At 65.4% G+C, this 21,298-nt stretch carries 19 protein-coding genes; 5 read left to right on the plus strand and 14 right to left on the minus strand.

The features are described from left to right. Positions 1 to 22: 22 nt before the first annotated feature. From F0185_RS15665 to F0185_RS15675, 3 genes are read right to left on the minus strand one after another with little or no spacing between them, the layout of a single operon-like run. On the minus strand, positions 23 to 1,516 hold the full coding sequence (locus F0185_RS15665) for a sodium:solute symporter (protein WP_167225910.1): 1,494 nt from the start codon (positions 1,514 to 1,516) through the stop codon (positions 23 to 25). Positions 1,517 to 1,576: 60 nt separating this feature from the next. Continuing rightward, a complete protein-coding gene (locus F0185_RS15670) occupies positions 1,577 to 2,044 on the minus strand; it encodes a metallophosphoesterase family protein (protein ID WP_167225912.1) in 468 nt (155 codons plus the stop codon). Next, positions 2,045 to 2,470 carry a hypothetical protein gene (locus F0185_RS15675; protein ID WP_229477055.1) on the minus strand — a complete coding sequence of 142 codons (426 nt, stop codon included), beginning with the start codon at positions 2,468 to 2,470 and terminating at the stop codon, positions 2,045 to 2,047. It lies immediately after the preceding gene. Positions 2,471 to 2,554: 84 nt separating this feature from the next. Here F0185_RS15675 and F0185_RS15680 point away from each other — a divergent pair, with 84 nt between their 5' ends. Beyond that, positions 2,555 to 2,734: an SDR family oxidoreductase gene (locus F0185_RS15680; protein WP_167225914.1), complete on the plus strand. Its 180-nt coding sequence runs from the start codon at positions 2,555 to 2,557 to the stop codon at positions 2,732 to 2,734. A gap of 51 nt (positions 2,735 to 2,785) precedes the next feature. On the opposite strand, the gene F0185_RS15685 is transcribed toward F0185_RS15680, so the two are convergent. Continuing rightward, positions 2,786 to 4,312 (minus strand): NYN domain-containing protein, encoded by a 1,527-nt coding sequence (locus tag F0185_RS15685; protein WP_167225916.1) that lies wholly within the window; start codon positions 4,310 to 4,312, stop codon positions 2,786 to 2,788. 43 nt (positions 4,313 to 4,355) lie between these two features. Continuing rightward, positions 4,356 to 4,964, minus strand: a complete 609-nt coding sequence (locus tag F0185_RS15690; protein ID WP_167225918.1) for a cysteine dioxygenase family protein — start codon at positions 4,962 to 4,964, stop codon at positions 4,356 to 4,358. 332 nt (positions 4,965 to 5,296) lie between these two features. On the opposite strand from F0185_RS15690, the gene rsgA reads away from it, so the two are divergent. Further along, entirely contained in the window at positions 5,297 to 6,358 is a 1,062-nt protein-coding gene (gene rsgA / locus F0185_RS15695) for a ribosome small subunit-dependent GTPase A (protein WP_167225920.1), read from the plus strand. A 79-nt stretch (positions 6,359 to 6,437) separates the two neighbouring features. Here rsgA and F0185_RS15700 read toward each other — a convergent pair whose 3' ends face one another. The 4 genes from F0185_RS15700 to F0185_RS15715 form a co-directional block, all read right to left on the minus strand. Further along, positions 6,438 to 6,845: a hypothetical protein gene (locus tag F0185_RS15700; protein WP_167225922.1), complete on the minus strand. Its 408-nt coding sequence runs from the start codon at positions 6,843 to 6,845 to the stop codon at positions 6,438 to 6,440. 154 nt (positions 6,846 to 6,999) lie between these two features. Beyond that, positions 7,000 to 8,970, minus strand: a complete 1,971-nt coding sequence (locus tag F0185_RS15705) for an alpha/beta hydrolase domain-containing protein (RefSeq protein WP_167225924.1) — start codon at positions 8,968 to 8,970, stop codon at positions 7,000 to 7,002. A 45-nt stretch (positions 8,971 to 9,015) separates the two neighbouring features. Beyond that, on the minus strand, positions 9,016 to 9,909 hold the full coding sequence (locus F0185_RS15710) for an NAD(P)/FAD-dependent oxidoreductase (RefSeq protein WP_167225926.1): 894 nt from the start codon (positions 9,907 to 9,909) through the stop codon (positions 9,016 to 9,018). Positions 9,910 to 10,083: 174 nt separating this feature from the next. Beyond that, positions 10,084 to 11,103: a Fic family protein gene (locus F0185_RS15715; protein WP_167225928.1), complete on the minus strand. Its 1,020-nt coding sequence runs from the start codon at positions 11,101 to 11,103 to the stop codon at positions 10,084 to 10,086. Between the two features lie 114 nt (positions 11,104 to 11,217). Here F0185_RS15715 and F0185_RS15720 point away from each other — a divergent pair, with 114 nt between their 5' ends. Next, positions 11,218 to 11,433: a DUF3820 family protein gene (locus F0185_RS15720; RefSeq protein WP_054263608.1), complete on the plus strand. Its 216-nt coding sequence runs from the start codon at positions 11,218 to 11,220 to the stop codon at positions 11,431 to 11,433. A gap of 9 nt (positions 11,434 to 11,442) precedes the next feature. On the opposite strand, the gene F0185_RS15725 is transcribed toward F0185_RS15720, so the two are convergent. The 4 genes from F0185_RS15725 to F0185_RS15740 all read right to left on the minus strand — a co-directional run bounded on the left by F0185_RS15725 (position 11,443) and on the right by F0185_RS15740 (position 17,639). Next, positions 11,443 to 13,335 carry a glycosyltransferase gene (locus tag F0185_RS15725; RefSeq protein ID WP_370664023.1) on the minus strand — a complete coding sequence of 631 codons (1,893 nt, stop codon included), beginning with the start codon at positions 13,333 to 13,335 and terminating at the stop codon, positions 11,443 to 11,445. Between the two features lie 86 nt (positions 13,336 to 13,421). Next, positions 13,422 to 15,608 carry a putative bifunctional diguanylate cyclase/phosphodiesterase gene (locus F0185_RS15730; protein WP_167225930.1) on the minus strand — a complete coding sequence of 729 codons (2,187 nt, stop codon included), beginning with the start codon at positions 15,606 to 15,608 and terminating at the stop codon, positions 13,422 to 13,424. Next, positions 15,601 to 16,626, minus strand: coding sequence for an EAL and HDOD domain-containing protein (locus F0185_RS15735; protein WP_167225932.1), 1,026 nt, complete (start codon positions 16,624 to 16,626; stop codon positions 15,601 to 15,603). The genes F0185_RS15730 and F0185_RS15735 overlap by 8 nt, the downstream gene beginning before the upstream one ends. A gap of 77 nt (positions 16,627 to 16,703) precedes the next feature. Then, entirely contained in the window at positions 16,704 to 17,639 is a 936-nt protein-coding gene (locus F0185_RS15740) for a LysR family transcriptional regulator (RefSeq protein ID WP_167225934.1), read from the minus strand. A 152-nt stretch (positions 17,640 to 17,791) separates the two neighbouring features. On the opposite strand from F0185_RS15740, the gene F0185_RS15745 reads away from it, so the two are divergent. Next, a complete protein-coding gene (locus tag F0185_RS15745; RefSeq protein WP_167225936.1) occupies positions 17,792 to 18,493 on the plus strand; it encodes a pirin family protein in 702 nt (233 codons plus the stop codon). A 52-nt stretch (positions 18,494 to 18,545) separates the two neighbouring features. Here F0185_RS15745 and F0185_RS15750 read toward each other — a convergent pair whose 3' ends face one another. Beyond that, positions 18,546 to 20,444, minus strand: coding sequence for a hybrid sensor histidine kinase/response regulator (locus F0185_RS15750; protein ID WP_229477056.1), 1,899 nt, complete (start codon positions 20,442 to 20,444; stop codon positions 18,546 to 18,548). Between the two features lie 204 nt (positions 20,445 to 20,648). On the opposite strand from F0185_RS15750, the gene ribA reads away from it, so the two are divergent. Then, a complete protein-coding gene (gene ribA, locus F0185_RS15755; protein ID WP_167225938.1) occupies positions 20,649 to 21,293 on the plus strand; it encodes a GTP cyclohydrolase II in 645 nt (214 codons plus the stop codon). Positions 21,294 to 21,298 lie beyond the last annotated feature (5 nt).

Here is a 21,298-nt window from a genome sequence, read left to right on the forward strand (position 1 = left end):
GGAAAATGAGATGGGTAAAAAGCTAAACGTCTACTGTAAGCGAAATCGCCGCATCCCGTTCGGAAATGCGGGACTGGGCGGGCCGGGAAATAGCCCACAAGCCGGCAAACACCAATATGCCATTAATCATGAGCAACTCAAGCCCGAGGCGATAACTTCCCAACAGCAATGTTTGATTATATTCAAGGAAAGCGCAGATAAGCGGTCCGCCGATGGCCACCAGCGGCACCCAGCGGTCCCTGAGGGTGCGTTCGGTCAGCATGCCGAAGGCGAACAGGCCAAGCAGCGGACCGTAGGTGTAGCTGGCCACTTTGAGGATCACGCCGATCATGCTGGGGCTGTCGACCAGCTTGAAGGCCATCACCAGCACCAGGAACAGGGCCGCGAAGCCAAGGTGCACGCGCTGGCGCCAGCGCACCTTGTCCCGCTCCGACAAGTCCTGGCGGCGCGTCAGGCCAAGCAAGTCGATGCAGACGGTGGAAGTGAGCGCGGTAATGGCCCCGTCGGCGCTGGGGAACAGGGCCGAGATCAGCGCGATCAGGAAGATAATCTGCAGCGTTACCGGCAAGTGGCCCATGACGACGGCGGCGAACAGCTTGTCGCCGCTGGCGGTCACGCCGGCGCCCGGCGCGTACAGGTGCAGCAGGCCGCCGAGGAACATGAACAGCGACAGCACCACGACCAGGATCGCGGTCAGGCTGAGGAGGTTTTTCTGCGAGTCGGCCAGGGTCTTGACCGAGATTGTCTTTTGCATCATCTCCTGGTCCATGCCGGTCATGGTGAGGACGATGAAGGCGCCGGCGATGATCTGCTTGAGGTAAAAATTGGGGCTGTCGACGGCAGTGGTGAACACGCGCGACAAGCCCTGCTCGTGCATCCGGGCCAGGCTCTGGCCGACCGAGAGGTCCATCTGGCTGAGCAAAATGGCGATGCAGGCGAGCAGGCCGAACAGCATGCAGCTCGTTTGCAGGGTGTCGGTCCAGACGATGGTTTTCACGCCGCCCTGGTATGTGTACATCAGGATCATGCCGAGGATGACCAGGGTGGTGAGCCAGAACGGCACGCCGAGGCTGTCGAGGATGATGGCCTGCAAAATGTTCACGACCAGGTACAGGCGCGCGGTGGCGCCCAGCAGGCGCGAAAGGATGAAGAACGACGCGCCGCTCTGGTAGGCGCGCCGGCCCAGGCGCTGGTTCAGGTAGTCGTAGATCGAGGTCAGTTTCAGGCGGTAGTAGAGCGGCAGCAGGATATAGGCGACCGCGATATAGCCGATCACATAGCCGATCAGGATCTGCATGTAGCCGAAGCCGTCGCGCCCGACCGCGCCGGGCACGCTGATGAAGGTCACGCCGGACAGCGTGGTGCCGACCATGCCGAAGGCGACCAGTTTCCAGTTGCTGCTTTTGTTACCGATGTAGAAGCTGTCGTTGGTGGCGTTGCGCGAGGTGGCCCAGGCCACGCCCAGCAACAGGGCGAAGTAGGCGATGAGGATGCAGAGAAGTAGAGCCGGTGACATGACATTCCGTTGGATGATCGAACCGGCAGCAATATACACTGTGCCGCGCCTGTCCCGCCGTCAGGCCCGTGGAATCAGCAGGGCGATGTTGGCCCTCACCTGCCCGCCATCGACCAGCAGTTCGGCCGCCGTCACAGGCAGGCTGAATCGGCGCGGCCCCGCGCTGCCAGGGTTCAGGTACAGGACCGCTCCCCGCTGCTCGACCAGCGGCCGGTGCGAGTGTCCATACACGATCACCTCCACATCGCCCGGCAGCGCGGCCGCATCGAGATCGGCGATATCGTGCAGCGCGTACAGGCGCACGCCGCCCACCTCCAGCGTCGCGCTTGCCGGCACGCCGGCGGCCCAGCCGCCCTTGTCGTTATTCCCGCGCACCACCGTCAAGGGTGCAAGCGCGGCCAGCCGGGCCAGGATGTCGGCATTGCCGATATCGCCGCCATGCACGATGGCGTCGCTCCCGGCGAGAAAATCGATCGCCTCCGGGCGCAGCAAGCCATGCGTGTCGGAGATGACGCCGATGCGCAGCATTCAGATCCCCTGCCCCGCCACGCGCCGGAACGGGCCGATGCAGGCGTCGAACGATTCGGCGGCGCACATCACGAACAAGGTGCCGGACGGGTGAAAGCGGACGAAGTGCGTGACCGAGGCGTCGGGCTTCATGATGGCGCCCGAACAATCCTCCTTGCCGTTACCCTTGACGTAGCGGTCGACCAGCTTGTAGAAGCCCTTGGCGCTCGGCTTGGCCGGTATATCGAAGCGGCTCTCGGACACTTCGGCCGCGCTGGTGACGAGCGTGGTGCCGTCGCCGCGAAAGCGATAGGTCTCGGAGCAGCTACGGTCGGGCAAGGTCAGCTTCCAGATGCCGAGAATGGGATGGCTGGCCGCCGGCGGCGCGGCCTGCGCAGCGGGCGCGAGGACGGCCAGAAACAGCGCAACGGCAGTGAGCATACGCATGGCGGTCTTCCTTTTCGGGCGTTCGTGGCGGGAGCATGAAGTTTGCACCATTTTGCGATTGCGTGCAGCGGCCGGCTTTGATGCGTGGGCCCGACCGACGGCGACATGAATCCGGCCGACGCAGCGATTGCCGAGGCGGTCAGGCCGGGCATTGCGATGGGACGCTATGGAACGGGGGCCGATGCGGTCGCTTACCTGGCGGGGCCGGGAGCGTCGTTCGTGACGGGGACCGGGATGCTGGCCGCTGGCGGATTGACGGCGTAAATCCGCCAGCGGCATCGCGCAAGGGCATGGCGCCCCTGCGCGTGGTGCTTGCTATTTGCTTTTGGCCGGGGCCTTCGGCTTGGCCGGACGGCGGCTGCGCGGGATGGCTTTTTTGGCTGGCTTGGCCGGCGCTTCCTCATCGCCCTGCTCCGCCGGCAGCTCCAGCGCTACCGGTTCCGGTTCCGGTTGCGGCTCTGGCGCCACCTCGGCAGCCGGGGCCACGTCGACATGCTTGGCCGCCTTCTTGGCCGCAGGTTTGCGCGCTGGGCGACGCTTTTCCTGTACCGGCGCTTCGGGCGTCACTTCAGCGTCGACCGGCTCCACCGGTTCGTCGGCCTGCGGCGCCGGGTCGTACCATGCGGGGGCCGCTGCCACCGGCTCCACCGCTTGCGGCACGCTCGCCTCGACAGGCTCGTTGCGGTTGCGTCCTCCACGGCCACGACGGCGCGACGACTCGGGAACGACCGGCGCCGCTTCCACCGCTTCCGGCTGCGGGTCGTACCAGGCCGGCACGCTTGCTACCGGCTCGGCTTCCGGCAGCTCCGCCGCATCCTCGGACTCCACAACGTCCGGCGCGAGCGCCTCGACGGTGTCGTTGTCGTTGCGGTTGCGGCCACCGCGACCACGTCCGCGACGCGACGATTCCGGCTTGGCTGGCGCTTCTTCCGCGACATCGACTACCGCTGGCGCGTCGTCCTGCACTGCGGACGCTTGCAGCTCCACCGCGTGCGACTGGTGGTTGTTGTTGGCGCTGGCATTGCTGCTGCGGTAAACGTAGGCGCCGGATTTTTCGTCACGGCCGAATTCGAGCATGCCACGGTTTTGCGCTTCTTCCAGCAGGTTGCCGAAGGTGCGGAAGCCATAGTAAGTCTCGTTGAAATCGGGACGACGGCGCTTGAGCGTATCTTTGAGCAGCGAAGCCCAGATCTTGCCGCTGTCGCCGCGTTCGGACACGAGCGCATCGAACATCTCGACCACCAGGTCGATGGCCTGGGCCTTGCGCGATTCGAGTTCTTCCTTGCGGCGGTTGCCTTCGTCGGGCGAGCGTTTTGCCTGCGGCTGCACCTTGCGCTCGTCGCGCTTGGCGGCCGCGCGCTTTACTTCGCGCACCAGGTCATCGTAGAAAATGAATTCGTCGCAGTTCGCCACCAGCAGGTCCGAGGTGGACTGCTTGACGCCCACGCCGATCACCTGCTTGGCATTTTCGCGCAGCTTGGACACCAGCGGCGAAAAGTCGGAGTCGCCGCTGATGATGACGAAGGTATTGACGTGCGACTTGGTGTAGCACAGGTCGAGCGCATCGACCACGAGGCGGATGTCGGCCGAGTTCTTGCCGGACTGGCGCACATGGGGAATCTCGATCAGTTCGAAGTTCGCTTCATGCATGGTGGCCTTGAAGCCCTTGTAGCGCTCCCAGTCGCAGTACGCCTTCTTGACCACGATGCTGCCCTTGAGCAGAAGCCGTTCGAGGACCGGCTTGATGTCGAATTTTTCGTAGTTCGCGTCACGCACGCCGAGCGCGACGTTCTCGAAGTCGCAAAACACAGCCATGCTGATGTTGTCTGAGGATGAAGCCATATGATCTGTTCTCTAATGATGGTTTTGCCAAGCTGATCTTGGATTATACGCAACAACCCGATCCGGGCAATGGCTGCCCGGCGTCGGGTGTGGCGATGTTGGTGTAACCGGACACAAAACGGCTGGCCGCGCCGGTGACGGGATCGTACACATGGCGTGCGATGCGGCCGATATCCGCGCCGTACACGTGGATGCTGACCGAGACCGCGCCCTCGCTGGCGTTGGACACGCGGTGAATGTCGCCCACGCGCGGCGACACCACGTCGATCGCGCCGGCCGGCAGATGGTGCGCACCGATGGCGGCAAGCGGCCCGTGGCCGGCCGGCGGCGCGAATTCCTCGCACCGTTCCGCCCCGCGCAGCACGCCCACCATGCCCCACACGGTATGGTCGTGCACCGGCGTTGCCTGGCCCGGACCCCACACGAAACTGACCACCGAAAAGCGCGCGTGCGGGTCGCAATGGAGCAGGTATTGTTGATAGCGGTCCGGGTGAGGTGCGGCGAATGCGGCGGGCAGCCAGTCGTCGTGGGCGATCAAGGCGGCCAGCAGCGGCCTGCCCTGTTCGAGCATGCGCGCCTCGTCCTGTGCGGCCGTATCGACAAGGCGGGTGAAGGCAAGTAAGAAGTCGTGCAGGCGGGACGGGTTGTTCATCGCTATATCTTCCTGTGGGCCGGGTGCAGCGAATATAGCATCCTCCGCGCGCTTGACGCGCCCGCGCCCGGCTGGCACACTGCCAGCTTCTATTGACTTCCACAGGAGATTACACCATGCATACGAATGATATTGCCCTCCTGTCGGCCGCCTGATCCCGCCACAACCCGCCTGCCTGCCGTATTTTCCGGACTGAGTCCGGACTGAGCCTCGTGTGTTGATGCGCGCCCGATCGCGCGCCGACCTCCGTTTTCTTTTTGCCTGCGTGCTGTTGCGCGCGGCTTGTGCCCGCGCGCGTCGCGGGCGAACGAATCCGGGAACACACCCTCATCATGATCCACATCGATTTTGAATCACTGCGCACTATCGGGCTGACGCAATCGGTCGCCAGCCAACTCGCCACCATCGAACAAGCCCCCGAAGGCACGCGCCTGGTGCGCGTGACGGAAGTTCACCGCGACTGGGCCGTCATCCACGACGGCGTCGCCGAATCGCGCGCGCGCTCACTCAATAAACTGGTCCAGTCGCTGCAGGCAGGCGACGCCGCCCTCGCCGTGGGCGACTGGGTGCTGGCCGAACCCCATGCGCACGGCGAACAGTGGCTGTCGGAGCGCCTGGCGCCGGTCACGCATATCGCGCGGCGCGCCAGCGACGGGCGTCGCCAGTCCCTGGCCAGCAACGTCGATACCGCGCTGCTGGTCATGGGCCTGGATAACGACTTCAACCTGCGCCGCCTGGAGCGTTACCTGGCGCTGGCCGAATCGTCAGGCGTCGAGCCGGTGGTAGTGCTGACCAAGGCGGATATCGGGCTGGACGTCGACGAGCGCATGCGCCAGCTCACGGAGCGCCTGCCGCGCCGGGTGCAGGCGTTCGCACTGAACGCCCTGGACGACGAACCGGCGCGCATCCTGGCGCCCTGGCTGGCGCCGGGGCAGACCCTGATCCTGCTCGGCACCTCGGGCGCGGGCAAGTCGACCCTGACCAACGCGCTCTCGTCAAGCCACCAGGAAACCGGCGGCGTGCGCCGGGGTGACAACCGCGGGCGCCACACCACCACCGCGCGCTCGCTGCACCAGTGCCCGAGCGGCGCCTGCATCATCGACACGCCCGGCCTGCGCTCGTGGCAGCCGGATGCCGATGAAGAGGCGCTGGCGGCCAGTTTTGACGATATCGGCGAGCTGGCGCGGCATTGCCAGTTCCGCGATTGTGCGCATGAAGAGGAACCCGGTTGCGCGGTGCGCGGGGCGGTCGATCCGGACCGCTTGCTGAACTACCGCAAGCTGCTGCGCGATGCACGGCGCAGCCAGCAAACGCCGCTGGACCGGATCGCGGCGCGTAACAAGTGGAAGGTGGTCATCAAGGCGCACAACGCCAAGACCCGGCAGCGCGACTGAGCGATCGGGAGCGGATCAGCGCGGCGCTGTGATGGCGCCCGCTTGCGGCGCCCGCTTGCGGCGGGGAAGCAGATGCGAGCTACGCCGCAGGCGGGCGGTCCGGGGCCAGTGCGGACGGCACGCCGACAGGTGCTACCCGCGCCGCGATATCGGCAATCTGCTTGTTCAAATAGAGTCCCTGGCCGACGACGCTCAATACCACGGTCATGGCGAGTGCGATGCACCACCTCATCGTGCTCGTCAATGCGGTGTGGACCTCAACGGTCAGCGTAGTACGGAGATCGAGATGCATTCTTTCAACGTCCAGACGCAACTCAGCCAGATCGGCTTTGGTGGCCAAGGTCGGCAAGATTGTGTCGAAACGCGTTTCGAGCACGGTGAGGCGACGCTCCATATGGGCATCATATGGCGGTCCACCGCCGCCCGCAACAGACGCACGTTTGTTTTCAGGGTCAGGTGGACCGCTATTCACCGCATTCATGCTCATCAATTTCTCCCGTTGGCGCGGCAAGTACCGCACCACCAAGTTTACGCTTGCACGATTGCCGCCATCGCGCTTTTGCAGCGCGCTTTGCCGTGAATCAGACAATCAACGGACGAGGGGAACTAATTGAACTTATCGATGGTCGTAAAGAATGACGTTACGGCCCAACCCGCTGGTCCACTTTGGCGCGCTCGATGAAGCGGGTAACGTCTTCGTCGAGCAGCAGTCCGTCGTCGCGCAAGGCCCGCGCGGAAATCGCCACCGCCTTGGCGTATTCCAGCCGCGTCGCGTAGCGCTGCGAGAGCGCACGACGCGGATCGCCCGCGCGCGGCACTGCTGAGAACGGCACCGACAAACCATTCAGTCCGCACAGCTGGTCTTCGGCAAAGCCGCGCCGGCGCAGGTTCCAGCCGGCATAGGTCGCCAGCGGCACCTCCACATCGGGCAGGCGGATGCCGGCGATATCGTGGCCGTCCAGATCGGCCATCGGCACCAGCACCTGGTAGCGCTTGTCCGGCGCAGGCTTGGGCGGCAGGCTGGCGTAATCGACCAGCGTCAACTCATTCAACCCGTCCGGATAGCCGACGCCAAGCGCGCGCAGATCCGGGAAACCGACCGCGTCGCGCTGCGGGAGCGTGAGCATGGCGCTGCCGATCTGCGGAAAGCGGCTGGGCGGCGGCTCCTTGCCGCTGCGCGCCCACGCCACCAGGCGGTCGAGCAGCACGCGCACCGTTGGTCCCTGCTGCGCCGTGTTATTCGTCCACTTGCAGATGCCGACCGTGGCCCGCTCGGCCGTCATGTGCTGGGTCGACGACATGAGGTAGGCGCGCACGCCGGCCGGCAGCGCGATGTCCTTGCCGGCGCCGTCGGTCACCACCAGCGAGGCGCGGCCCTGCCAGAATTCGGTGCTGCTGTCGACGTGCATCAGCTTCGGGCAGGTGCCGGTCGCCAGGCAGCGCGCGAAGATGCCATCGGTTGCGCCGCCGACCGGGTCGGTCGTCACCGCGTAACTGAACGGGAACTGGTCGCCGTAGGTCCAGTGGTTCAGGTGCAGGGTGGAGTAGCGTTCGGGCCGGCCGAAGCGGCGGTTCACAAAACTCTTGCGGCTGCCGGCGATGAGCGGCATGGCGCCGTCGAACACCTTGCCGCCGCGCGGGTCGGCGTTAAAACCCTGCCAGATCAGGTCACGCAGAAAGCGCCCCGACTGCGACACGCCCAGCGCCAGCGCGACGTCGGGCTTGATGTCGGCCAGCGGGTTGGGCTGGCCGGCGCCATCGGCCATGCCCGACTTGAGATGGCTGGTCACATCGCGCAGCGCCGCCATGCCCAGGCCCATCACGACCGGATCACGCGCCTGGTACTGGAACTGGTAGATCGCGCCGGCGTCGAAGCCGCGTGGACGAGTGACCTCAATCCGGGTCGCACTGGTGTAGCTCCACGCGCTGGCCGGCAGGATGAGCGGCGCGGCGGTGGCGTGCGCGCGCACCGTCAGCAGCGCGCCATCCTGGCTGGTCGAGGCGGCGGGATACGCCAGGTCGATCGCGCCAAGCGGCTTGATGTCGTCGAAGACCTTCTCTTCGACGCTCTGGCCGGTGATCGGCTGGCCGTCCAGCAGCGCCGTCGGAAACGCCGTCCCGGCCAATTCGCCGTTGGCCGCCAGGCCGATATTGCCCTGCCAGCCGATCCACGCGAGCGTGTGCCCGCGCCGCATCAGGAAGCCGTTGCCGGCGTCGCGCGCGCCGCCTTCGTTGACCATCTCGAGCGCCAGCTTGCCGCCACGGTTGGGGATGTCGAGCACCATCACGCGCGACGCCTTGGCGGCGTCGCGCGGGCGCAGCAGGATCACGTCGGTATCGTACTTGACCCAGCCGCCGGTCGTGGGCGCCTTGTCCAGGTCCACGATGGCGCGGTTGGCCGGATGATGCGGGTCGATGCGCAGGTGCGCGATGGCGACGATTTTCTCGTAGGCGCCGGCGTCGTCGAAGACCTTGCCGTCAAAAGCGGGAGCACGGCTGACGATCTCGAAGCGCTCGACCTGGGCCGCCGGCGAACCCGCGCCGCCGGTCCCCGCGCAGGCGGCCAGCATGGTCAAGACGAGAAGGCAAGGCAGGTGGCGCAGGCGGGTCAATTTCAGCTCCTTGTGATCTGCCAGACGATAGCACGGCGGGCCGCGTCAGGCAAAGACCACCGAACGGTGCGCCGCCGTGCCGGCCATCACCCCATCGGCGGCGGCCCAGGTGGCGTTGTGCGGCATGCGCGCCACGTCGCCGGCGGCGAATACGCCGGCGACGGTGGTTTCCTGGAACTCGTTGGTGCGCACGTAGAGACCGAGCGGGCCTTCGTCGAATTCGCATCCGAGCTGCCGCGCGAGCGGGCTGGTGGACACTTGCGTCGCCAAAAATGCGGCATCGGCCGGCACCCGCGTGCCGTCTTCGAGGACGATGCCGTCCAGCGCCGGCGCCACGCCACCGAGCGAGGCGACTTTACTGTGTTCGATGCGGATGCCGCGCGCTTTCAGTACCTGCTCCTGCTGCGCGTCGAGCGCGATGCCGTTGGCGCAGTAGGTGACGAACGGCGACCATTCGGCAATCAGCTGCGCCATGTGGGCCGACATCGGCATCATGCCGATCACGGCGAGCCGGCGGCCCAGGAATTCGTAGCCGTGGCAGTAGGGACAGTGCAGGATGGAGGCGCCCCAGCGCTCGCGCACGCCGTCGATCGGCGGGAACTGGTCGACCACGCCGCTGGCCAGGATCAGGCGCCTGGCACGCATGCGTTCCCCGCCGGCGAGTACGACTTCGAAGCCGCCGTCGATGCGCGCCGCGCTGTCGACCGTGGCGTCGATCACGCTGGCGCTGGGGTAGGCCAGCAACTGGCGGCGCGCGTCGGCCATGATGGCGTGCGGGGCGCGGCCGTCGTGGCCGACGAAGCCGTGGGCGGCGGCCGCGAAGCGGTTGCGCGGCTGGCCGGCGTCGATCACGCGCACCGGACGGTTGGCGCGCGCCAGTTGGATCGCGGCGGCCATGCCGGCGAAGCTGCCGCCGACGACGATGAAGTCAGTATCCATGTTGTGCTTTCTCAGATTTAATCGTAACAATCATAGTTACGATAAAGGTCGGTGTCAAGCGCGTCGTGAATGAGAATGAGAATGAGAATGAGCGTGCGGCCGGGGCGCGCGCTTGCCGCTGACGCGCGAGATGCCTTACGATAAATACAAAGGGAGCGCGTCGGCTTCTTGCAACTACTCGAAGGTGACGGCGCGACTCGGCCGAATGGCGTCACGCAGGAGGTTGGGCAAGTCGCGGTTGCCTTCGAGCTGATCCATGCTCAACGCAATATCGCGCTGCGTGCCTGGGTGCGCAATGTGCGCCAGGGCGAGGATGTTCACGCTGCGGTCGCGAGCGATGTTGAGAACGTCGCGGCCGGCCGGCGACTTGCCGAACCGCTCCCAATCGAGTTTGTAGCCGCACGCCTGCGCCAGCTGCCGCGTGAACTCGCGCAGCGTGCGGCTGTTGCCGTCGCTGAAAGGGTGGAGGTAATCGACCTCGGCATACAGTGCGCCGATCGCCGTCGTGAACGCGGCCAGGTTGAGCTTGGAAAGGACGGCAGGGTCCACACCGTTCAGAACAGTGTCGAGACGCGCTTGCGCGGCCTCGTCCATGGATGAATACGCGACATTCGACGTTGCACCGACCGATGCGAGGCTGCGGCTCTTGATCCAGTCGTTGCCAGACGCAACGGCCGGCCGGAATTCGCCCGGCGTCACATCGTCGAAGCCGAGGCCGGGAAGGTCTTGAAAAATGCGGCGGTTGATTTCTTTCAGGTGTGCAGGGTCGAAGTTGGGGCGCACCGTGTCAAGGCGAAGTTCAACGACGCGCTGCCAGGCATGGGTCGCCTCCAGCGCCTGGCGCTGTCCAGCCGTGAGCGGCTTAGCGCTCTGGGCCGGGTCATTGCGCACCTTCACGAACTCGGCGAGTTCAATGTCGCCATTGATGAAGCGCTGCGCATGCTTCTCGTCGGTCGTGCTGAGATTGAAATCTTCCAGGCCGACCGACGCCCGCGCATAGTTGACGGCCTCTTCACGGCGCTTGCGCTCGGCTGGACTGACGACCGGCGCGCGGGTGCGAGCATGCTCGACGTACTCGCGCATGAAATCGCGCAACACCTGGGCGGCTGGCCGATGCTCTTGCTCGGCCGCTTCCAAAAAGCTGGAACGCAAATCCGATGCAAGCCGGATCGTCATCGTGACCTCTTTGCTCATGCACTCTCCTGATTCCCGGTCACTGGGAACCGTCATGTCATTGTACGGGAAATGACATGACATAATCGATGAAGGCCGACCGGAGCACGCCGTTTTTGCTACAGTAGCGGCATCATGAAACCAGAACATCTCCAACTGCTGCTGACCCGTGAAATGCCTTACGGCAAATACAAAGGCCGCGTCATCGCCGACCTGCCCGGCCACTACCTCGGCTGGTTCGCGCGCGAGGGCTTTCCGCGTGGGGAAATCGGCGAACTGCTCGCGCTGATGTACGAACTCGATCACAACGACCTGCGCAGCCTGCTCGATCCCTTGCGCGGACGGCGTTAAGCGCCAGCGTTACGGTCGCAACGCGCTCGTCCTGCGATCGCCGCCGTCGCGTCGATGCGCCTGCGCGATCACGCGCCTGAAGAATGCCACCAGTTCGGGCACATGCGCGTCGAACGTGAATTGGGCGCGCTGCGACCACACCCGTTCGCGCAAGGCGTCCATGTGGGGCCGGTCGCGCAGCAAGGCCCCCAGATGCGCGATTTCATCGTAGAACACGCCCGTGCCGAGCTGGCGCGACAAGGTCTGGGTGGCCACGATGGCGCCCTCGTTACTACGCTGGATCATCGGCAAGCCGGCGGCGGCCAGGGTCGCCATGCGGGCCGGATAATTCAGGTCATCCCAGTTGGCGCGCCGCAGCTCGCCGTCGTTGGTGCTGGCAAAGGCGTGCAGCCAGCCGGCGTCGTAGCGCGAAAATTCCTCCACCCAGCGCGCTTGCTCGACGTTGGCGTGCAGGTGCAGGTGGCGCGGCGCCAGCCGGCGCGCATCCTCGATCCATTGACGCCACTGGCCCTGGGTAAAGTCGCCGTAAAAGTGCAGGTGGATGCCCTGCGCGGCCAGTTCGCCCACCGTGTGCGGATGCAGGCCGATGGGACGCCCCGGCACCACCGTGTGGATGTCGCCCTCGCCCGCGGCGGACAGCAAGGGCGTGCGTTGCTCGCCAAACCAGCTGGCCTTGGGCAGGTCGCCATCGAGCACGTGGCACGGCTTCGAGATCGACAAACCCGGCAAGACGGTATCGAACCAGTCGCGCATTTCGGGGCTGCTGAAGATGCAGCCGTCGGCCTGCGCGAACAACTCCACCAGTTGCGGCCACGTGCCTTTTTCGAGGCAGATGAACGGCCCCTCCTTGAAGTGCCAGACGAACGGCACGCCAGGCGTGGCCAGCATCAGTTCATGACAAAACGGCACCGCCTGCCAGTTCAACTGGGCGTGGATGATGTCAGGGCGCAGCTCCCCGACGGCCCTGCGCCAGTCATCGAACGGCAGCTCGCGCACATGCCCGAACGCCAGCGGCCCGACCGCGTTGTACCAGTACGGCGCGCGCATCCACAGCCCGTGCAGCGTGTGGCCCCGCTCTTCCAGCGCCAGCACGCGCTCGGCGTTGTAGGCCAGTTCGCCGGCCAGGAGGATATTGAGGCCGTCCGCCGCCGCCGGCGTGGGCGCGCGCTCGCGCATGGCGCGGTACTGCGCCACCTCGTCGATCGCGTTACCCATGGTGGAGTGAAAGCGCAGCGGCTCGCGCACCCGGTAGTGCTGGCGGAACGGGTTGATGCCGCCGACCGGCTCCTGCATCAGCTTGTGACGCTGGGCCGGGTGGCTGGTCCACTCGCAGCTGACCTGGCCGGTGGCGATGAAGGTCCCGCGCGCGCGCAGGCGGCCCCAGTACAGCCGTTCGAGGTCGTCGGATTCGAGTTCGTCGCGCGCGCTCCAGCGCAAGCCGGTGCGGCGAAACATGCACTGGACCAGTTGCAGCGCGACCCCGGCAAGCTGGCCCTCGGCCTCGCGGTTGTAATGATGGCGCATGCCGGAAAAGGCCAGCACGGCATCCCGATCTGCGTGCAGCGCCGCGCGCAAGGTCGCCAGGTGGTCGCGGTAGAACACATCGTCGCTGGGCAGGCAGGCGACCAGCGGCGCGCGCGCCTGGTCCAGCGCCACGTTCAGGGCATTGCCAAGGCCCGTGTTGTGCGGCAGGCGCTGGTAACGCAGGCGCGCGTCGAGCAAAAATGGTTCGACGGCGCGCGCCGTATCGTCGCCGGGCGAGCCGTCGTCGATGACGATGGCTTCCCAGGCGGTGAGCGACTGGGCCAGCAGGCTGTCGAGCGCGCGGGGCAGAAAATGGGACTGGCCGTACGTCGGCATCAGTACGGTGACCTGCGGAGTGGTTGGGAAAGTGCTTGTCACGGCGAGCTCTTCATAGGATGGTTGACCTGTGAAGACAGCATGCGCGGAAAATACGCGACTTGTTTGATGTTGAACAGAAGTGCGCGCTATCGGCTCACTGTCAAGCGCTTGCTTTCGCGCTGCATGCGGGCAAATTCATCGCCGCCGACCGCCGGGCTGAACAGGTAGCCTTGCAGCTGGTCGCAACCCAGGTCGCGCAAGAACGCCATCTGCTCGGGCGTCTCCACGCCTTCGGCCACGATTTCCTGGCGCAGTTGCTGGGCCATGGTGACGATGGCGCGCGCGATGGCGCAATCGTTTTCCTCGTACGGCAGGCCGATCACGAAGGAACGGTCGATCTTGAGTGTACTGATCGGGAATTTTTTCAGGTAGGCCAGGCTCGAATAGCCGGTGCCGAAGTCGTCCAGCGCCAGCGCCAGGCCCATGGCCACCAGGTCGTTCATGATCGCGATCACGCTGTCGGTGCCGCGCACCAGCAGGGACTCGGTGATCTCCAACATGATCTGGGCCGGTTCCACGCCGTGCCGGTCCAGCACTTCGTTCACGCGGGCCGGCAGGCTGCGGTCGAACTGGCGCGCCGAGACGTTGACGGCGACCGGCGGCATCGACAGCCCCGCATCGTCCCAGGCGCGGATCTGGCGGCACGCTTCATTCATGACCCAGTTGCCGATATCGAAAATGAGCCCGGTCTCTTCGGCCAGCGGAATGAACACGCCCGGCGAGATCATGCCGCGCTCCGGATGGCGCCAGCGGATCAGCGCTTCGGCGCCCACGATGCGCCCGCTGCGCAAGCTCACCTTGGGCTGGTAGTGCAGCTCGAACTGGTTCTCGGCCAGGGCGGTGCGCAGTTCGGTCTCCAGGCGCAGGCGTTCGCGCGCGCGCTGGTCCATCTCGTCGCGGTAGAACAAGAAGCCGCCCAGGCCGAATTCGCCCGCCTTGGCCAGCGCCACCTCGGCAAAGCGCAGCAGCGAGGCGGTATCCATGCTGTCGTCCAGATACAGCGCGATGCCGATATTGGCGCTCACCTGCAGGCCATGGCCGGCCACCAGCAGCGGCGCGGCCAGGGTCGCGAGCAGCTTTTGCGCGACGATGCCGGCGTGCTCGCGCTGGCCGATGGTCGGCAGCGCGACGGCGAACTTGCTGCCGTCGATCCGCGCCAGGATGTCGGGCTCGCGCAGCACGCTGCGGAACTGGCGCCCGACCGTGCAAATGACTTCGCTGGCCACGTCGTGACCGAGCGTGTCGCTGATGGCGCCGACGCGATTGACTTCGATGACCATCAGCGCGCCATACTCGTTGCCGCGCCGCGCTTCGTTGAGCACCTGTCCGACCAGGTGATTGAACAGCGAGCGGTTGGGCAGGCCGGTCATGCCGTCGTAGTTGGCCATGCGCTGCATGCGCGCCTCGGCGTCCTTGTGCACGCTGATGTCGGAGAACAGCGAAAAGGTATGCGTAATCCTGCCCTCGGCATTGCGCACCACGCTGATGGTGACCGACTGCGGAAACAGTTCGCCGTTCTTGCGCTTGCCGACAATCTCGCCGCGAAACGGGCCGTTGCCCTGCATGGCGGCGCGCACCTTGGCGCGGAAGTCGGCGTCGTGCACGCCGGAGCGCAGCAGGTCGGGCGTCTGGCCGATCGATTCGGTGGCCGAGTAGCCGGTGATGCGGGTGAACGAACTGTTGATCGACACAATCCGCTCGCTGGCGTCGGTAATGAGCACGCCCTGGTCGCTGTCTTCGATGATGCGCGCATACAGGCGGATCTTGTCTTCTTCGGTCAGGTGTTCGGCCAGCGGCGAGAGGTGCACCAGCATGCCGATCGCTTCGCCGTCGTCATCGTTGATCAGCGAGAGCGCCAGGCGCACCCAGATCACGTCACCGCTCTTGCGGCGGCGCCGCACTTCGACCAGGCAGCTGCCATGTTCGAGGAACAGTTCGGCGATGCCCGGGTCGTCGGCGCCGGCATCGTCGGCGTACAGGAACAACACGTGCTGGCCGATCGCTTCGTCGCTGGTGTAGCCGAACACCGCTTCGGCGCCGCGGTTCCAGCTGGTGAGGTAGCCCGACAGATCGAGCACGATCACGGCGTCGTCGGAGTGCTCGTAGGTGTCGGCGTGGTGCTGCAGCAGGCGCCGCGACAGCGGCAGTTGCGCCTGTTTGGCCAGCAGCAGTTCGGCTTCGAGCCGCACCAGCATCTCGGCCAGGGCATTGCCTTGCATCGCGCGCGCATTGCGCACCAGGTCCAGGCTGCGGTCGAGCGCCGATTCAGCCATGGCCACTCGCCCCGCTGTCGCGCAGCGCCGCCAGCATCCAGCGGTGCGCTTCCAGGTTGGCGCTATTGAAGTCGTCCGCTGCGATCTGCAATGCCGCCAGCGGTGGCGCCAGCGCATCCGGTTCGCCCTGTTCGGCCAGTTCGACCAGCGCCAGCAGCGCGCCCAGTTCACCGTCGTGATGCAGCAGCGCGCCCTGCACGGCCTCGCTGATCGATAGCGGCGCCAGCAAGGACGCCAGCGGCAAGCCGAACAGAATGCCGAGCAGCGAGAACATGCCGGTCATGAAGGCTTGCTCCTGGGTGAGCTTGTCCAGGCCGCGCGTGCGCGCCAGCAGTTCGAGGGCGCGCGCGCGCACCGCCACGCGCGCCAGCAGCATGGGCGAACGGATGTCGCCTTTCTGGGCGGCGAACAGCATCAGGTTGAGCCAGCGCCGCAGTTGCTGGCGTCCCAGGATCAGCAGCGCCTGGCCGAAGCTGGTGATGCGCCGCACCGCGCCCATGCCGAGCGAGTTGACAAGGCGCAGCAGCTGGTACGACATGGTCGGGTCGAGCCGCAGCAGCGCTTCGATTTCGTGGGTGTCGGCGTCGGCGGCGACCAGTTGCACCAGTTGCAGGGCGAGCGTGCGCGAGGCGGCCTGGCTGGCCAGCACCTTGGCCGGCGCGCCGAGGCACCAGTCGCCGTCGATCCAGCGCGCCTCGGGCGGCAGCGGCATGCTGGTGAAGCGCTCGCCGGCGCGGAACAGGGTGCGCTCGGCCAGCGCGCTCCAGCCGTGCCCGGCCAGCGCCGCAGCCAGGCGCGGGTCGGCACCAGGGCGGTACAGGCACGGAAAATCCCGGCACAGGGCGCCGAGATCGTCCACCAAGGCGCTCGCGAGGTGAGCCTCGCCCATGGCGGCGCCGGCTTCGATCAGCAGGCCGGACGGCAAGCCGCGACGGTCCGCCAATACGCGGAAAACAAGCAAAGGGGCCGGGCTCGAGCAGGTCATTGGGATCGAGATGGTGGGTGGCAACAAATCCATGTTACCTCCGGGGAATTCCCCCTCACCAAGGTTTAGATCAATAAGCGAGGCGATTCACGGAAAATATCCGGGATGTCCTAAGCGGGTGTTGCAGATCCACCCGGCAGGTATCCGGACAGTTGCGCGAACAGGCCGGATACCTGCATGCGCTCGCGCCACCAGCGCAGCGCCGCGCCCTCCTCGCCCACGCGCCAGGCCACGTAAAAGGTTTCGGCGCCGCGCACTTCCTCGACTTGTTTTTCTACCAGCAGGCCGCGTTCGATGGCCGGGCGGGCGCACGATTGCGGCAAGAAGCCAAAGCCCAGGCCGGCGACCTGCAGGTCGAACTTGGCTTGCATGGTCGGCACCGTCAGCGCGTCCTGGCCCAGCAGCAGGCCGACGGTGCGGGCCGCCATGTTGCGGGCCGAATCGGCCACCACGATGGCGCGGTGGTTTTGCAACTGGCTGCGGCCGAGCGGCTCGGGCAGGCCGGCCAGCGGATGATGGGGCGCGACCGCGAACACGAAGGGCATCGAGCCGATCGGGCGGGCAACGTAGCCGCCGCCGGCCGGGCCGTCACCGGCCACGCCCACCAGCAGGTCGACGCGGCGGTCGAGCAAGGCTTCCCACGGGCCGGACAAGGTTTCCTGCACGATGCGCAAGCGGGTCTGCTCGGCCACCTGGTAAAAGGCGCGGATGTGCTCGTGCAGCGCCAGCACCGAAAACATGGAATCGATGCCGATGCCCAGTTCGGTCTCCCAGCCGGATGCGACCCGGCGTACGCGGTGCTCCAGGTCTTGCGCGGCCTTGAGCAGGTAGCGCCCTTCGGTGAGCAATTCGCGCCCGGCCGGGGTGAGCAGGATACGCGGGCCGTTGCGCTCGAACACCTGCACGCCCAGGTCTTCTTCCAGCTTGGCGACCGTGTAGGAAATGGTCGAGGGCACGCGGTGCAATTCCTGCCCGGCTTTGGAGAAGGAACCGCGACGGTCGATGGCGTCGACGATCAGCAGGGCTTCCAGGCTCAGTTTTAACATTCGATTTTTTCGATCATAGAGGACGAAATTTTCCGTTTTTTGATTCGCTTAACCCGGCCTATACTAGCTTCATCGGTGCAGCGAACTTGAAATCCACCGATCAGGTGAATTCGAAATTATTGCACATTAACTTAAAAGAAACGGAGCATATCATGTTGGAAATTCGTCAAGGCGCGGAACGTGGCAACGCAAATCATGGCTGGCTGCAATCGAAACATACCTTTTCGTTCGGTCATTATCACGATCCGAAACACACGGGGTTCGGTCCGCTGCTGGTGATTAACGAAGATAAAGTGGCGCCGTCGCAAGGTTTTGGCACCCACGGCCACCGCGACATGGAGATTATTTCCTACGTGCTGGAAGGGGCGCTGGAACACAAGGACAGCATGGGCACGGGCTCGGTCTTGCATTACGGCGATGTGCAGCGGATGAGCGCCGGCAGCGGCGTGCGCCACAGCGAGTTCAACGGCTCGGCGACGGAACCCGTGCATTTCCTGCAGATCTGGATCCAGCCGAACGTGACCGGCATTGCGCCGAGCTACGAGGAAAAGCACTTTGCGCCGGAGAGCAAAATCGGGCAGTTGCGCCTGATTGCGTCGAGTGACGGGCGCCAGGGTTCGGTGCTGATTCACCAGGATGCCGCGATCTATGCGGGGATCCTGAATGGCGGCGAGGTGATCGAGCACACGCTGGCCGAGGGGCGCACCGGCTATGTGCATCTGATCCGCGGCTCGCTGATGGTCAACGGCGTGCGCCTCAATGGCGGCGACGCCTTGAAACTGACGCAGGAGCGCGCGCTCAGGATCGAGAACGCCGAAGCGGCCGAAGTGCTGGTGTTCGACCTGCCTTATTAAGCCGAACCTGACGAACCCGGCGTGGCGCGCCGGCGGCCGCCACGCCCGGCGCCTACGCGGAAAACGTGCGCAGGCGCTTGGCCACGTCGGCCAGCCGGTACGGCTTGGTGACCAGGTCGAACTGCGCGAGCCCTACGCCGAACTGCTCGCGCAGCGCGGCGCCCATATAGCCGGAGGTGAGCAGGATGTTGATGTGGGGCAGAAGCTGCCTGGCGGCCTGCGCCAGCGCCACGCCGTTCATGTCGGGCATCACGACATCGGTAAACAAAACCTTGATGTCGCGGTGCTGCTCCAGCAGGCCGATCGCCTCGGCGCCGCTGTTGGCGGCAATGGCCTCGTAACCGAGACTCTGGAAGATGGCCACCGTCATGTCGAGCACGTCGGGCTGGTCATCGACGATGAGCGCCTTGTCGAGTCCGGACGCTGCCGGTTCGACCCCGTCCTCCCCGGCTTCAGCCGGGAAATACAGCGATATGCAAGTGCCCTCGCCGGGTGTCGACGCGATCGCGACGTGGCCGCCCGATTGCTGCATCAAGCCATACACCTGGCTCAGGCCAAGGCCGGTGCCTTTGCCGACCGGCTTGGTCGTGAAAAACGGTTCGAGGGCGCGCGCCGCCACCTCGGGCGGCATGCCGGCGCCATTGTCGTTGACCGAGATCAGCGCATAGGTGCCGCCAGGAAGCTGGCCGACCTCGTTATCGCCCAACTCGACCTGGCGCGTCTCGAGAGTAACCGCGCCGCCGTCGAGCAGGGCGTCGCGCGAATTGATCACCAGGTTCAGCAGCGCCGATTCGAACTGCGACACATCGGTGCGGACCTTACCGATGGGCGCCTTGCGGATCACGAAGGTGGCCGCGCTGGGGATCGCGCGCCTGAGCACGGCCTCGAAGGAGGCGATCACCCGGGACAGATCGAGCAATTCCAGGGTCAGCGGCTGCTGGCGCGCGAACGCCAGCAATTGACCGGTCAGCGCGGCGCCGCGCTGGGCGGCGCGCTCCATGCTGTCGATGATCTTGCGGTGCTGGACCGACTCCGGGGACGTTGCGCGCATCAGGTCGATACCGCTGCAAATGACGCTCAACAGGTTATTGAAGTCGTGCGCGATGCCGCCTGTCAGCTTGCCGATGGCTTCAAGTTTTTGCGATTGAGCAAGCGCTTCGCGGGTGCGCTCGAGCGTGATGGCCGCTTCGCGCCGCTCGCTGATATCGCGCGTGATCTTGGCAAAACCGATCAACTGCCTGCTCGAGTCGTACACCGGATCGATCACCACGTGCGCCCAGAACGTGGCGCCGTCGCCGCGCACGCGCCAGCCTTCGGTCTCGTAGCGTCCCTCGTGCTCGGCCGTCCAGAGCGCTTTTTCCGGCATCCGGTTGCGCTTGTCTTCCTCGGTATAGAAGCGCGAAAAATGGCTGCCTTCGACTTGCGCCAGATCGAGCCGCTTGATGCGTCGGGCGCCCTCGTTCCAGTTGGTGATGAGCCCGTCGGGCGACAACATATAGATGGCGTAATCGGTCACGCTCTGCACCAGCAGCCGGAAGCGCTCTTCGCTGGCATGCAGCGCTTCGAGCGTGCGGCGCTTTTCGGTGATGTCGCGCGTGATCTTGGTGTATCCCAACAGAACATCGTCGGCCCCGAAAATGGGATCGATGACCACGCTGGCCCAGAACAAGGACCCGTCCTTGCGCACGCGCCAGCCTTCGTCTTCGAACTTGCCGGTGGTGCGGGCGGCGTGCAGCGCCCGTTGCGGGACACCGTTGGCCCTGTCTTCGGGTGTGTAGAACGCCGAAAAATGCGTACCGATAATCTCATCCGGCGTATAGCCCTTGAAGCGTTCCGCGCCCGCGTTCCAGCTCACGACCTCGCCATCGGCCGACAGCATGTAAATCGCATAATCGGTGACCTTCGAAATGAACAGATTCAGGCGGTCGGCCTCAAGATAAGATTGAGACATGGCAATTTGATAAGCAAAAATACAATTGTACGCGCTTTTGTCCAGCCTGGATTTCCCATTGGAAGGCCCTTCCCGGCGCCGGCGCGACCATTCCCTGCCTGGCGCAAACGCCGCGCGGCGCCGCCTTTTAGAGCCCCTCGCCCAACGGCTGCCCGGGTTTTCCGCTACACTTGCGGCTACAGCAATAGTTTTGAGAACATCGCCATGCCCTCCCCTGCCACTGAAGAACTACTCGATTACACCACCTCCTGCGCGCTGCCCACCCCCTGGGCGCAGTTCACCCTGCACGCTTTTGTCGAGCACGCGACTGGCAAGGAGCACCTGGCGATGACCCTGGGCGACATCGGCGACGGCCAACCGGTCCTCGCGCGCGTCCACTCCGAATGCCTGACCGGCGACGTGCTGTTTTCGCAACGCTGCGACTGCGGCGCCCAGCTCGAAGGCGCGCTCAAGCGCATCGCCGAGGAAGGCCGCGGCATCCTGCTGTACCTGCGCCAGGAAGGACGCGGCATTGGCCTGGTCAACAAGATGCGCGCCTACCGCCTGCAGGAAGCCGGCGCCGATACGGTCGAAGCCAACCTGGCCCTGGGCTTTCACGCCGACGCCCGCAACTACGAGCTGTGCCAGCCGATGTTCGGCCATTTCGGCATCGATTCCCTGCGCCTGATGACCAACAATCCGCGCAAGATCGACGCCATGGAAAAACTCGGCATCAGCGTCAGCGAGCGCGTGCCCCTGCTGGTGAACCGCAACGCCTTCAACAACAGCTACCTGAACACCAAGGAAGCCAAGCTCGGCCACATGATGAGCGTCCTGGCCGAGCCGGTCGCGCAGGACGGCGAACTCTAAGGGAA

The organism is Massilia rubra, from assembly GCF_011682065.1.
GTDB classification, from domain to species: Bacteria; Pseudomonadota; Gammaproteobacteria; order Burkholderiales; family Burkholderiaceae_D; genus Telluria_A; species Telluria_A rubra.

Excerpts from the sequence above, each read along its gene's own strand:
- F0185_RS15665 (WP_167225910.1), bottom strand. The coding sequence starts at position 1,516 with ATGTCACCGGCTCTACTTCTCTGCATCCTCATCGCCTACTTCGCCCTG.
- F0185_RS15670 (WP_167225912.1), bottom strand. The coding sequence starts at position 2,044 with ATGCTGCGCATCGGCGTCATCTCCGACACGCATGGCTTGCTGCGCCCG.
- F0185_RS15675 (WP_229477055.1), bottom strand. The coding sequence starts at position 2,470 with ATGCGTATGCTCACTGCCGTTGCGCTGTTTCTGGCCGTCCTCGCGCCC.
- F0185_RS15685 (WP_167225916.1), bottom strand. The coding sequence starts at position 4,312 with ATGGCTTCATCCTCAGACAACATCAGCATGGCTGTGTTTTGCGACTTC.
- F0185_RS15690 (WP_167225918.1), bottom strand. The coding sequence starts at position 4,964 with ATGAACAACCCGTCCCGCCTGCACGACTTCTTACTTGCCTTCACCCGC.
- rsgA (WP_167225920.1), top strand. The coding sequence starts at position 5,297 with ATGATCCACATCGATTTTGAATCACTGCGCACTATCGGGCTGACGCAA.
- F0185_RS15700 (WP_167225922.1), bottom strand. The coding sequence starts at position 6,845 with ATGAGCATGAATGCGGTGAATAGCGGTCCACCTGACCCTGAAAACAAA.
- F0185_RS15710 (WP_167225926.1), bottom strand. The coding sequence starts at position 9,909 with ATGGATACTGACTTCATCGTCGTCGGCGGCAGCTTCGCCGGCATGGCC.
- F0185_RS15715 (WP_167225928.1), bottom strand. The coding sequence starts at position 11,103 with ATGAGCAAAGAGGTCACGATGACGATCCGGCTTGCATCGGATTTGCGT.
- F0185_RS15720 (WP_054263608.1), top strand. The coding sequence starts at position 11,218 with ATGAAACCAGAACATCTCCAACTGCTGCTGACCCGTGAAATGCCTTAC.
- F0185_RS15730 (WP_167225930.1), bottom strand. The coding sequence starts at position 15,608 with ATGGCTGAATCGGCGCTCGACCGCAGCCTGGACCTGGTGCGCAATGCG.
- F0185_RS15735 (WP_167225932.1), bottom strand. The coding sequence starts at position 16,626 with ATGGATTTGTTGCCACCCACCATCTCGATCCCAATGACCTGCTCGAGC.
- F0185_RS15740 (WP_167225934.1), bottom strand. The coding sequence starts at position 17,639 with ATGTTAAAACTGAGCCTGGAAGCCCTGCTGATCGTCGACGCCATCGAC.
- F0185_RS15745 (WP_167225936.1), top strand. The coding sequence starts at position 17,792 with ATGTTGGAAATTCGTCAAGGCGCGGAACGTGGCAACGCAAATCATGGC.
- F0185_RS15750 (WP_229477056.1), bottom strand. The coding sequence starts at position 20,444 with ATGTCTCAATCTTATCTTGAGGCCGACCGCCTGAATCTGTTCATTTCG.
- ribA (WP_167225938.1), top strand. The coding sequence starts at position 20,649 with ATGCCCTCCCCTGCCACTGAAGAACTACTCGATTACACCACCTCCTGC.